The sequence below is a fragment of the Providencia burhodogranariea DSM 19968 genome (assembly GCF_000314855.2).
Classification (GTDB): domain Bacteria; phylum Pseudomonadota; class Gammaproteobacteria; order Enterobacterales; family Enterobacteriaceae; genus Providencia; species Providencia burhodogranariea.
On the sequence record NZ_KB233222.1, the window covers coordinates 745451 to 758130 of the forward strand.

Annotated in this window: 11 protein-coding genes; 5 read left to right on the forward strand and 6 right to left on the reverse strand. The window is 37.2% G+C overall.

What is annotated here, in order from left to right; all coding sequences use genetic code 11:
- Positions 1-207: 207 nt before the first annotated feature.
- Positions 208-750: an endonuclease SmrB gene (gene smrB, locus OOA_RS03100; protein ID WP_008910664.1), complete on the reverse strand. Its 543-nt coding sequence runs from the start codon at positions 748-750 to the stop codon at positions 208-210.
- A 426-nt stretch (positions 751-1176) separates the two neighbouring features.
- Here smrB and hutI point away from each other — a divergent pair, with 426 nt between their 5' ends.
- From hutI to OOA_RS03125, 5 genes are all read left to right on the forward strand, one after another.
- Positions 1177-2415, forward strand: a complete 1239-nt coding sequence (hutI, locus tag OOA_RS03105; protein WP_008910665.1) for an imidazolonepropionase — start codon at positions 1177-1179, stop codon at positions 2413-2415.
- A 773-nt stretch (positions 2416-3188) separates the two neighbouring features.
- Positions 3189-3932, forward strand: a complete 744-nt coding sequence (hutC, locus tag OOA_RS03110) for a histidine utilization repressor (protein ID WP_040690763.1) — start codon at positions 3189-3191, stop codon at positions 3930-3932.
- 676 nt (positions 3933-4608) lie between these two features.
- Positions 4609-6288 (forward strand): urocanate hydratase, encoded by a 1680-nt coding sequence (gene hutU, locus OOA_RS03115; RefSeq protein WP_008910667.1) that lies wholly within the window; start codon positions 4609-4611, stop codon positions 6286-6288.
- Between the two features lie 12 nt (positions 6289-6300).
- Positions 6301-7833, forward strand: coding sequence for a histidine ammonia-lyase (gene hutH / locus OOA_RS03120; RefSeq protein WP_008910668.1), 1533 nt, complete (start codon positions 6301-6303; stop codon positions 7831-7833).
- 102 nt (positions 7834-7935) lie between these two features.
- The gene (locus OOA_RS03125) at positions 7936-9333 is read left to right on the forward strand and encodes an amino acid permease (RefSeq protein ID WP_008910669.1); all 1398 of its coding nucleotides are present in this window, start codon (positions 7936-7938) and stop codon (positions 9331-9333) included.
- 8 nt (positions 9334-9341) lie between these two features.
- Here the strand turns inward: OOA_RS03125 and OOA_RS03130 are convergent, their stop codons facing one another.
- From OOA_RS03130 to OOA_RS03145, 5 genes are all read right to left on the reverse strand, one after another.
- On the reverse strand, positions 9342-9701 hold the full coding sequence (locus OOA_RS03130; RefSeq protein ID WP_008910670.1) for an SEL1-like repeat protein: 360 nt from the start codon (positions 9699-9701) through the stop codon (positions 9342-9344).
- 64 nt (positions 9702-9765) lie between these two features.
- On the reverse strand, positions 9766-10692 hold the full coding sequence (locus OOA_RS03135) for an SEL1-like repeat protein (RefSeq protein ID WP_008910671.1): 927 nt from the start codon (positions 10690-10692) through the stop codon (positions 9766-9768).
- Between the two features lie 64 nt (positions 10693-10756).
- Positions 10757-11227, reverse strand: a complete 471-nt coding sequence (locus tag OOA_RS20840; protein WP_008910672.1) for a tetratricopeptide repeat protein — start codon at positions 11225-11227, stop codon at positions 10757-10759.
- A 78-nt stretch (positions 11228-11305) separates the two neighbouring features.
- Positions 11306-11698 carry a tetratricopeptide repeat protein gene (locus tag OOA_RS20845; protein ID WP_008910673.1) on the reverse strand — a complete coding sequence of 131 codons (393 nt, stop codon included), beginning with the start codon at positions 11696-11698 and terminating at the stop codon, positions 11306-11308.
- 156 nt (positions 11699-11854) lie between these two features.
- Complete coding sequence (locus OOA_RS03145) at positions 11855-12646, reverse strand: tetratricopeptide repeat protein (protein ID WP_008910674.1); 792 nt, start codon at positions 12644-12646, stop codon at positions 11855-11857.
- Positions 12647-12680 lie beyond the last annotated feature (34 nt).

Genomic DNA, 12680 nt, shown 5'->3' on the forward strand with positions numbered 1-12680 from the left:
GATTTTTCACTGTGTTGGGCAGCGCTTGCCTAGTTTGTAAACCATTCAACGTACTCAAAATACCGTTAACTAAGGTAGAAATTGACCTTCAAAGATCAACTGTTCTTGGCAATGTAAAATCTGGCGAATATAAACTCATTAATAGCGACAGATGAAATGACGGATTAATTGAGTACCAAAAAAATTTGCCCCAAAATTGAGTATTTCCTAACGGCGAGCGCTTTCTTGAGTTTCAATAATTAACAGCAAGGATGCATTGCCTCCCCATTCCTTAGGTGCTTGGTGAAAAGCAATAATATCAGGATGTTGAGCTAACCAAAGAGGAGTTTGTTGCTTTAATATATGCTTGCCATGGCCATGCATAATACAGGCACAAAACACGTTTTCACGTTTACAGGCTGCAATAAGTGCCCCAATCTCTTGTTTAGCTTCCATCTGAGTGAGGCCATGTAAATCAAGGAATAATTCAGGCACATAATCACCACGGCGCAATTTTTTGAGCTCGTAAGGATTTGAGCCCGGCTTTAAATAACGTGTTGGACCTTCAGCCTCCAACTGTGGTTGAAATTCATCTGAAAAATAAAATGAGGCATCGACCTGTTCTTGCTGCACTTTTTTATTTGAAGGTTGTGTGACTTTAGTGCGAATAGGTACATGCAATATTTGATCTTGCTGGATTTTTTTCGCCCCGCGAATTGCTTCATTAAAAAGATGAATATCATCATCTTGTAATCCGAATTTATTTTTCATTTTTCTGTTAATAATCTTTTTTTGCTTAAGCTTGTTTGCTTTAGTGTAACCTATTTTTTGATACTACCGCTATATACGCGTCATTTTTCAAGCTGTTGCTAGCTGAATATTCGATATAAGCCTAAGTTCTCGTCGTTGCCTTACCTAGGCTTATCAAGCTTTACCAAAAAAGAAAAGTTGTCTGAGCTGCCTAAATAAATATTTATATACTGAATTATGTAGAGGCGAATTGGGAATGACTGGATTTAAATAACAAAATTTTAACCAAATAGTCGAGTTTACATTGACAAAAGGTGCTTTATTAGTCTAATTGTATATACATATATATACCTGTTACTTTATCGTCATATATTCGTAGCTAACACCACGGCAATTTTAGGTGTGACGAGTATCGATAATGTATTTCTAATCTTAATAGGGCTGGTTATGTCATTTAAAATACTTGCTAATGATATCATTTGGTTAAATGGTCGCATTGCTACAATGGATCAGGATTTAAACTCAGAGTATGGGCTATTAGAAAATCATGCGATGGTCACCCGAAATAACTTGATTGTGGCGATTGTTCCAGAAGCCAAGCTCGATATGGTTAATGGTAAAGTGGTAGATTTAGAAAGGCGTTTAGTCACACCTGGGTTAATTGACTGCCACACACATCTCGTTTTTGGTGGTAATAGAGCGGCTGAGTGGGAACAACGGATGAAAGGTGTTTCTTATGAAACTATTAGTCAGCAAGGTGGTGGAATTAACTCGACCGTTCGTGCAACACGTACATTGAATGAAGATGATTTATATCATGTTTCACAGCCACGATTAGAAGCATTGATCCGTGAAGGTGTGACAACTATTGAAATGAAATCAGGTTATGGACTTGATTTTGATAGTGAGCAAAAGCAATTGTTTGTCGCAAAAAGATTAGCACAGTCATATCCTGTAACGGTGAGTTCAACCTTGTTATCTGCCCATACCGTTCCTAGCGAATATAAAGGCAAAGCTGATGAGTATATTGATCTGATTTGTAATGAAATTATGCCAACATTATGGGAAAAAGGGTTGTTTGAAGCGGTTGATGTATTCTGTGAAAGTGTTGGTTTTTCCCTTGAACAAAGTCAAAAACTGTTTCTTACTGCACAAAAGTTAGGTATTCCAGTGAAAGGCCATGTTGAGCAACTTTCGAATCTTGGTGGGAGCGAGTTAGTTGCTAGTTTTAAAGGGTTATCAGTTGATCACATTGAGTATCTTGACCTTAAAGGAATCCAAGCATTGAAACAAAGCGGCACGGTTGCTGTATTGTTGCCAGGTGCATTTTATTTTCTTAGAGAAACTAAATTACCACCAATTGAATTATTACGTGAACATCAAATTCCTATGGCAGTATCCACAGATTTCAACCCTGGAACGAGTCCTTTTGCATCACTTCGCATGGTGATGAATATGGCCGCTGTGTTATTTAGATTAACGCCTGAGGAAATATGGGCCGGCGTGACATGCCACGCTGCGCGAGCATTGGGGCGAGAGGAAAGTCATGGGCAATTGAAAGTGGGCTATCAGGCTGATTTTATCGTTTGGAATGCAGCAGACCCAGTTGAAATGATTTATGAACAAGGTAGTCAGATGCTATATATGCGAGTATATCAAGGTAGTATCAGCCACCATAATTTATAAGTAGACAAGCCATTAACAATGAAAAAACGTGACATGTCACGCTGCATAGATAGTTATGAAAAATAGTAATTTCATAAGGGATGTCAGGATAAAATAGCCAACGGCATCCTAACAAAACACATAAAACCTCGATTAAAACATATATATATCAGTAGATTACTTTTTTTTAATTCGTTATTTGAATGTCTATGTTGTCTCTTTTTTCGAAAGAACGTTATAAAGTACAAATATGTATCTTTAATCATTTAAAATGTAGGTTTATAAAATTTGCTGTTATTTAGGCATGATTTTTATAGAGATAACTGAAGTGAAATGTTTTTGAACAAAATGAGAATATCTTGTGTTTTCCTTGAGTGATGCTTGGCTATCCGCATCTAAGTGTTCCTAACAGATAGATATAAAAATAAGTTTAAAGGTGAAAATGGCTCTAATGATTAAAATCATAAAATCCTTATTACCTAATATTATTAGTTTTATCAAAATGTTGTGTTATACATTAAGTCAACCAATGAGCATCGAAGTAACACAATAACGGCTTTTGATAATATTAAAAGCCAATCGATTCAGATAATTAATAATGGTTCTATCGCATTAAGGTAATCTTTGATTTTAGTATGTAGAATAACCACATGTAATTTAAAGATTTATATCCGTCAAACTTCAAGTTGTTAGTTGACTACAACTCATTAAGTTGAGCCATATAGTTATCTATGCTCTTCGATTAACGTTGAATGTCGCCTATAGCACCTTGAATTAGTATTTTACTTTTTGAAATGGGAATAATTGTGACCACCAATAAAAAGAATAACAGGGATACTCCCATCCCACTTTACTTGCAAGTAAAGCAATTGATTATAGAAAAAATTCATACGGGTGAATGGAAATCAAATGATCGTGTTCCCTCTGAATCTGAACTTGTAAAGCAATTTGAATGTAGCCGTATGACAGCAAATCGGGCGCTTAGGGAACTGAATGCTGAAGGGCTACTCGTGCGAGTACAAGGCGTGGGAACATTTGTTGCTGAACCAAAAGGTCAATCAGCACTATTTGAAATACACAGTATTGAAGCTGAAATTTTGGCGAGGAATCATCATTACAGTTGCAAGATCATGAAGCTAGAACAACTCCCTGCATCGATCTCGCTGGCTGCCGAATTGAATATAGCGCCTGAGACTTTAGTGTTTCATTCTATCATAGTGCATTATGAGAATGAGATAGCAGTACAGATTGAAGATAGGTATGTGAATGCATTAGCTGCTCCTGATTACTTACAGCAGAATTTTTCTACAATCACACCACATGATTATCTTTCGATGGTGGCCCCTCTAACTGAGGGAGAACATATTGTTGAAGCCGTTGAGGCTGATGAACGAGCTGCAAAACTATTGAATATCACGCTTGGCTCTTCTTGTTTGTTGATTTCACGACGAACATGGTCTCAATCTTTTGTAGTGACTAGTACAAAGCTACTATTTCCAGGGCATCGCTATAAACTAAAAGGGCATTTTACTTCCTAGAGTAAAAAAGCAACACTGTTCAATAGGGTTGCTTTTTTATCTTATATATTTTTATCATATTGAATGTAAAGAATAAAATAGATAAATTAGGCATGTTTTTCTATACATCAATAATGCAAATAAAAAAACAAACTACCTATTAAAAAGCATAATCTATTTAGATCCCTTCTAATTATTTATTATAGAAGTTATTTGTTTTATATTTATTAATATCAAGTAGTTAATTAACCATTTTTTCATAAATTACTCCAGTATATTGTTGGTTTTTCGCTATCAAGGCTAATTTGGTCGTTAGCTTATTGCCAATGAGTTCTCATTTTCCATTCGTTAAATTAATCCCCGCTCGATTAAACCCTAATAATCAATTGAATTGTCGGTATATTTATCAAAATCAAACATCGTTTGTACAAAAAATAGCAATATTTAATAGAATGATTCAATGTGAATCAAATGTAAAAATAATGTGATCTTAGTGGCAGATTTAGAAGAAAAATCAACCACTAAAAAAGAGGGTGATACTAATTATCATATTGATATTTAATGTTAATTATTAATTTTTCGGGTCTTTAAGCCTAAATTTAATGTTAAAAATAGGATTGATTGTACATGTATATACAACTATATCTATAACAAGACTTTATCAGTACAAGCTGAATTTATAGATGAGGGTATAAATGTGACAACGATTAATAATAAATACAGAAATGGTGATATTAGAGCTCCGCGCGGTAACACACTAAATGCGAAAAGTTGGTTGACCGAAGCTCCTTTACGCATGCTTATGAACAATTTAGATCCAGATGTTGCTGAAAATCCACATGAACTTGTTGTTTATGGTGGTATTGGTCGTGCGGCTCGTAATTGGCAATGCTATGACAAAATTGTCGAAACCCTCAAAGATTTAGAAAATGATGAAACTTTACTAGTTCAATCAGGCAAACCTGTAGGCGTATTTAAAACCCATGAAAACGCTCCCCGCGTATTGATTGCCAACTCAAATCTTGTTCCACATTGGGCTAACTGGGAACATTTTAATGAGCTAGATGCGAAAGGGCTCGCAATGTACGGACAAATGACCGCGGGCAGCTGGATTTATATCGGTAGCCAAGGCATTGTTCAAGGAACTTACGAAACGTTTGTTGAAGCAGGGCGCCAACATTTCAATGGTGATTTAACAGGACGTTGGGTACTGACTGCTGGACTTGGTGGCATGGGAGGAGCGCAGCCGTTAGCGGCAACTTTAGCGGGTGCTTGTTCTTTAAATATTGAATGCCAACAAAGTCGCATTGATTTTCGTCTGCGTACTCATTATGTCGATGAGCAAGCCATTGACCTTGATGATGCGCTAGCGCGGATCAAAAAATATACATCAGAAGGAAAAGCTGTCTCAATTGCGTTATGTGCTAATGCTGCTGAAGTGCTTCCTGAAATGGTGAAGCGTGGCATTCATCCTGACATGGTCACTGACCAAACCAGCGCACATGACCCACTCAATGGTTATTTACCAATTGGCATGAGTTGGGACGAGTACCGCGAGCGTAGTATCAAAGACCCAGAAGGTACTGCAAAAGCAGCAAAAGCCTCAATGGCAGAACATGTCAAAGCAATGTTAGCGTTCCAAAAACAAGGCATTCCAACTTTTGATTACGGCAATAACATCCGTCAAATGGCATTAGAAATGGGTGTGGAAAATGCGTTCGATTTCCCAGGATTTGTACCTGCTTATATTCGTCCTCTATTTTGTCGGGGTGTAGGGCCATTCCGTTGGGTTGCACTCTCAGGTGACCCTGAGGATATCTATAAAACGGATGCTAAAGTTAAAGAGTTGCTGTCAGATGATAAACATCTTCATCGTTGGTTAGACATGGCTCGTGAACGTATTAGTTTCCAAGGTTTACCTGCACGTATTTGTTGGGTAGGTTTGGGGGATAGAGCCAAATTAGGCTTAGCCTTCAATGAAATGGTCAGAAGTGGTGAGGTTTCAGCGCCAATTGTTATTGGTCGTGATCACCTCGATTCAGGCTCAGTCGCAAGCCCTAATCGTGAAACTGAATCCATGCAAGATGGTTCTGATGCGGTGTCAGATTGGCCACTACTTAACGCATTACTGAATACGGCAAGTGGTGCAACATGGGTCTCATTACACCATGGCGGTGGCGTAGGTATGGGCTTTTCACAACATTCAGGCGTTGTCATCGTGTGTGATGGAACAGATGAAGCTGCGGCGCGAATTGCACGTGTTCTACATAATGATCCAGCGACAGGCGTCATGCGCCATGCTGATGCTGGTTATGATATTGCGATTAAATGTGCGCAAGAAAAAAATCTTAATTTACCAATGCTAAAAACACGTTAAGGGGTGACATTGATGACTAAGTTAACTATCCATCCGGGAAAAATGACACTGGATGACTTGCGTATTGTGATTTCAAAGCCAGTTACAGTTGCACTCGACAAGCACTCACATTCTGCTATCGAAAAAAGTGTGGCAACAGTTAATAAAATTATCGCGGAAGATAAAACAGCGTATGGCATTAACACGGGTTTTGGATTACTTGCCAATACTCGAATTGCCACCGAGGATTTGCAATCACTACAACGTTCCATTGTGATGTCGCATGCGGCCGGTGTGGGGGAACCTCTGGATGATGAGTTAGTTCGCTTGATTATGGTGCTAAAAATTAACAGTTTAGCACGTGGTTTTTCGGGAATCAGACTCGAGGTTATCGAGGCATTGATTGCCTTAGTCAACAGCGAAGTCTATCCGTTTATTCCTGCAAAAGGTTCAGTTGGTGCATCCGGAGACTTAGCACCACTCGCACACATGAGTTTGATACTCCTTGGTGAAGGTAAAGCGCGCTTCCAAGGTGAATGGCTTAATGCAGAATTAGCACTTGAAAAAGCAGGGCTTAAACCATTAACACTAGAAGCTAAAGAAGGTTTAGCACTGTTAAATGGTACGCAAGTTTCGACAGCATTTGCATTAAAAGGGTTATTTGAGGCAGAAAATTTACTACTGAGCGGAATTGTTTGCGGTTCGCTCAGTGTGGAAGCGACTTTGGGCTCACGTAAACCGTTCGATGCTCGAGTTCAAGAAGTCCGCGGTCAGAAAGGGCAAATCGATGTCGCAGAATTGTTCCGCACAATTTTGACTCCAACCAGTGAGCTAGCACAATCACATGAAAATTGTGTAAAGGTACAGGATCCATACTCGTTACGTTGCCAACCACAAGTGATGGGGGCATGTTTGACACAAATGCGTCAGGCCGCTGAAGTGATTTTAATTGAGTCAAATGCGGTCTCCGACAACCCATTAGTGTTTACCGATAATGGTGACATTATTTCTGGCGGTAACTTCCATGCTGAACCTGTCGCGATGGCTGCTGATAATTTGGCATTGGCACTGGCAGAAATAGGTGCATTATCTGAACGACGCATTGCTTTATTAATGGATACTCATATGTCTCAATTGCCACCATTCTTGGTTAACAATGGTGGCGTAAACTCTGGTTTTATGATTGCTCAGGTTACCGCAGCGGCACTGGCGAGTGAAAATAAAGCCTTAGCTCATCCTTCAAGCGTTGATAGCTTACCAACGTCAGCAAACCAAGAAGATCACGTTTCGATGGCACCTGCTGCGGGTAGGCGCTTATGGGAAATGGCAAAAAATGTCACAGGTATTTTAGCAATTGAGTGGTTGTCTGCATGTCAGGGAATGGATTTCCGTGATGGGCTTAAGTCGAGCGAAGTATTAGAAAAAGCACGCAAAACACTGCGCGATCAAGTTTCTTACTATGACAAAGATCGTTATTTTGCACCTGATATCGAAGCGGCAATTAATCTGATTAATCAACACAAACTTTCAACGTTATTTACCTCAGGAGTTGTCTTCTCTAAATAAAACATCACGCAAATAATAGGCAGCCGGCAACGTATCGGCTGTCTGTAGTATTTATCTGCACGACGATTAAAAAAATTATTACAAAAATACGAAGGATAAATCATGCAAAGCACATCAAAACTTGAGCGCGGACTTTCTGCGCGACACATTCGATTTATGGCCCTTGGGGCTGCGATTGGTACAGGTCTATTTTACGGTTCGGCGAAAGCGATTCAAACTGCGGGTCCCGCAGTATTGATTGCATATATTATTGGCGGTGCAGCAGTCTTTATGGTGATGCGCGCCTTGGGTGAAATGGCGGTACATAATCCAATTGCGGGATCTTTCGCTAAGTATGCAAGTCAGTATCTAGGGCCTCGAGCGGGTTTTTTTGCAGGCTGGACTTACGTCTTTGAAATGCTAATTGTTTGTTTAGCTGACGTAACTGCATTTGGGTTTTACATGAAGCTCTGGTTCCCTGATGTCGAACAGTGGATCTGGGTACTGAGTATTATCTGTTTCATTGGTGCGATTAACCTTTGCCATGTAAAAGTATTCGGTGAAATGGAATTCTGGCTCTCTATCATCAAAATTGTTGCTATTATCGCGATGATTGTTGGTGGTGGCGCTATTATGATGTTTGGTTTTGGGCAAGCATCTGATCACCCAGTAGGGATCTCCAACTTATTTGCATATGACGGCTTTATGCCGAATGGGGTAGGAGGGGTTATCGCGTCATTTGCGGTGGTGATGTTTGCCTTTGGTGGGATTGAAGTCATCGGTATCACAGCAAGTGAAGCAAAAAATCCAGATGTTACCATTCCTCGTGCAATTAACGCTGTACCAATCCGCATTCTATTATTCTATGTTTTAACCTTATTTGTGCTGATGTGTATCTATCCATGGAACCAAATCGGTCAGGAAGGTAGTCCATTTGTACAGATTTTCGATAGCTTAGGTATTTCATCCGCTGCTAATATCTTGAACGTGGTGGTGATCACTGCGGCCATTTCAGCTATCAACAGTGATATTTTTGGTGCTGGCCGCATGATGTACGGTATGGCAAATGAAGGGCAAGCACCGAAAGTATTCACTAAGTTAACTAAAAATGGCGTGCCATGGATGACTGTTTTGGTGATGTCAATTGTGCTGCTTGTCGGTGTGGTATTGAATTACCTGATCCCAGAAAAAGTGTTCTTAATCATTGCATCCATCGCGACGTTTGCCACCATCTGGGTTTGGTTGATGATCTTACTGGCACAATTTGCGATGCGCAGAAAAATGACGGCTGAGGAAGTCAGTCAACTTAAATTCCCAGTACCTCTGTGGCCTGTGGGTCCAGTGATCGCCATTATTTTTATGCTGTTTATCTTTGGTGTATTGGGTTACTTCGAAGATACGCGAATTGCTCTGTATGTTGGCATTGGTTGGTTGGTGTTACTAACTGGAGCTTATGCTCTATGGGTGAAAAAACCAGAAGCAACTACCCAACAGCGTTACGATATTGAGCCAGCCGAATAAAAAGTAAATTAACTCGAATTAATTAAGCTGTTAGGGCTACATTTGATTCGAGTTAAACCTAATGTAATGAAGATGAGAGGTTTGTTGCTTAGTTTATTTGAGTAGTAAGCCTCTTGTTGATTATTTTTATCTGCCAGATTTTGATATGTTTTTTCTGCTGCCACTGTGTTTTTCTCAACACCTAATTCAGCCTCATAAAGGTATCCAAGTGTCAGTAATGCTTCATCATCGCCTTGCTTTGCTAAAGATTCACAAACAGTAAAACTTTTCGTGTCAGCTAAGCATTTATTAGATGATTCAGAATAGGAAGGAATGAGTTGAAACAGAAATAAGAATAACGAGATAAATGCTATTCTATTGTTTGCCATAGATAAGTTCCTTTTCCATATAAGATCGATAATAACCAAATTAATCTATATTTTAAATAAATCACTAATTATTACTTTTTTTTAGAATGTTATTTTTTAAAAAATCAATCCTAAGTTTAGCGTCGGTATAGCCGAGCTGATAGGATTTTTCATATAATTCGATGGCTTTTTCATAGCTCTGAGGGACACCTAAACCTTCTTCATACATAAGGCCAAGATTAATAGAACCCGTTGCACTATTATTATTAGATGCTTGTTCAAATAACATGACGGATTTTTTAATATTAAGATTAACACCTATACCATATTTATATAATAATCCCATGGAATTCATTGCTTCGGGATCGTTTTTAGATATTGCTATATTATATAGCCTTATGGCATCGTCATAATTATCAATTTCAGCATATAACATTGCTAATCGCGTAATAGCGATATCATTACCTTCCTGCATTGCGTTTTTATACAATCCTTCAGCTAACGTGATATTTTTATTAACACCGAGGCCATCTAAATATAAATCACCAAGGCTCATCATGGCGTTAGTTGAATTATATTTTTTAATAGCGAGTTCAAATGCATCTTTAGCTTTCAGATAATCATGATTATATTTGTATAGTATGCCTAGATTATAGGGAGCCGCAGATGAACCAAGATCGATAGCTTTCTGATAAAGACGTATCGCCTCTTCTTTTTTTCCTTGAGTTGCTTTTAGTCTGGCTAGAAGGTTAAAACCTTCTTTATTATTTTTATCTGCCAGATTTTGATATATTTTTTCTGCTGCTACTGTGTTTTTCTCAACACCTAATCCAGCCTCATAAAGGTATCCAAGTGTCAATAATGCTTCATCATCGCCTTGCTTTGCTAAAAATTCACAAACAGTAAAACTTTTCGTGTCAGCTAAGCATTTATTAGATGATTCAGAATAGGAAGGGATAGGTTGAAACAGAAATAAGAATAACGAGATAAATGCTATTCTATTGTTTGCCATAGATAAGTTCCTTTTCCATATAAGATCGATAATAACCAAATTAATCTATATTTTAAATAAATCACTAATTATTACTCTTTTTTAGAATATTATTTTTTAAAAAATCAATCCTAAGTTTAGCGTCGGTATAGCCGAGCTGATAGGATTTTTCATATAATTCGATGGCTTTTTCATAGCTCTGAGGAACACCTAAACCTTCTTCATACATAAGGCCAAGATTTATTAAGCCACCGATACTATTATGATTTGCTGCTTGTTGATATAGTTCAATGGATTTTTTTACATCAGGTTCAACACCCAATCCGTGTTGATATAATAATCCCATTGAATTCATAGCGACAGGATCACCTTTTTCTATGGCTATATTATATAGTCTTATGGCATCGTCATAATTATCAATTTCAGCATATAACATTGCTAATCGGGTAATAGCGATATCATTACCTTCCTGCATTGCGTTTTTATACAATCCTTCAGCTAACGTGATATTTTTATTAACACCGAGGCCATCTAAATATAAATCACCAAGGCTCATCATGGCGTTAGTTGAATTATATTTTTTAATAGCGAGTTCAAATGCATCTTTAGCTTTACTATAATCATGATTATATTTTTATAGTATGCCTAGATTATAGAGAGCCGCAGATGAACCAAGATCGATGGCTTTCTGATAAAGACGTATCGCCTCTTCTTTTTTTCCTTGAGTTGCTTTTAGTCGGGCTAAAAGGTTAAAACCTTCTTTATTATTTTTATCTGCCAAATTTTGATATATTTTTTCTGCTGCTACTGTGTTTTTCTCAACACCTAATCCAGCCTCATAAAGGTATCCAAGTGTCAGTAATGCTTCATCATCGCCTTGCTTTGCTAAAGATTCACAAACGGTAAAGCTTTTCGTGCCAGCGAAGCACTTATTAGGTGATTCAGAATAGGAAGGAATAGGTTGAAATAGAAATAAGAATAACGAGATAAATGCTATTCTATTGTTTTTTATAATGAAAATATTCATGTATATATATCCTTAATGGTTAGTTTAACTAACACTAGTAGTTATTTTTTCATTCTTTTTTATAAAATTGTGATTCTGAATGGAATAATTTATTTATTATTTAAAAAATATCTTGCAGATCTAATTAAAAAATAAGAAATTATCATGTATTAAATATTATTTTAATTTTTCATTTATTAATTTTAATCTAAATTTTGCTATATCTAAGCCTAGTTCATTGGCTTTCTCATACCACTCTTTTGCTTTTTTTATATCAATCGGAACACCGAGTCCTTTTTCATATAAATAGCCAATATTATACATTGCATAACCATCATTAGTTAAAGCTGACTTCATATATAAGTTCATTGTTTCTTTATAATTAATTTCAACACCTAATCCATTCTGATACAAGTAAGCCATATTGTTATTTGCTTGTATATAACCACTATTTGCAGATTTTGAAAACCATTCCATTGCTTTTTGGTAGTTTTGTTTTACACCATGGCCTTCGTAATATAAAGTCGCTATATTATTTTGAGCTAATCCAAAGTTTTGACTTGCGGATTTTAAATACCATTCTAGTGATTTATTATAATCCAACGTAACGCCAAGCCCTCTACTATATATATACCCAATATAAGCTTGAGCTCTAGGGTTATTATCTTTAGCAGATTTTAATAACCATTCCATTGCTTTGTTATAATCAATTTCAAATAACTCACCATTTATATAAAAATTACCAACAATAGCTTGAGCTTCTGAATTTCCATTTTCAGCGGACAATAGATAGTTTTGCTTTGCTTTGTGCAATTCATGATGGTTATAAAATGAATTCCCCATACTTAGTTGAAACTCAGAAATACTTTTTTTTAACGTTGGAATAACATTATCATTACTTGTTGCGTAAATGTTATAACTAACAAAAATAGCAAATATTACAGGGAGTGGTAATTTAATTAAAGACATTCCAAGCCACCTTAAATTTTATTTATGGACTTAT

Coding starts and splice junctions, on each gene's coding strand:
- smrB (WP_008910664.1), bottom strand. CDS start 750: ATGAAAAATAAATTCGGATTACAAGATGATGATATTCATCTTTTTAAT.
- hutI (WP_008910665.1), top strand. CDS start 1,177: ATGTCATTTAAAATACTTGCTAATGATATCATTTGGTTAAATGGTCGC.
- hutC (WP_040690763.1), top strand. CDS start 3,189: ATGGGAATAATTGTGACCACCAATAAAAAGAATAACAGGGATACTCCC.
- hutH (WP_008910668.1), top strand. CDS start 6,301: ATGACTAAGTTAACTATCCATCCGGGAAAAATGACACTGGATGACTTG.
- OOA_RS03125 (WP_008910669.1), top strand. CDS start 7,936: ATGCAAAGCACATCAAAACTTGAGCGCGGACTTTCTGCGCGACACATT.
- OOA_RS03130 (WP_008910670.1), bottom strand. CDS start 9,701: ATGGCAAACAATAGAATAGCATTTATCTCGTTATTCTTATTTCTGTTT.
- OOA_RS03135 (WP_008910671.1), bottom strand. CDS start 10,692: ATGGCAAACAATAGAATAGCATTTATCTCGTTATTCTTATTTCTGTTT.
- OOA_RS20840 (WP_008910672.1), bottom strand. CDS start 11,227: ATGAGCCTTGGTGATTTATATTTAGATGGCCTCGGTGTTAATAAAAAT.
- OOA_RS20845 (WP_008910673.1), bottom strand. CDS start 11,698: ATGAATATTTTCATTATAAAAAACAATAGAATAGCATTTATCTCGTTA.
- OOA_RS03145 (WP_008910674.1), bottom strand. CDS start 12,646: ATGTCTTTAATTAAATTACCACTCCCTGTAATATTTGCTATTTTTGTT.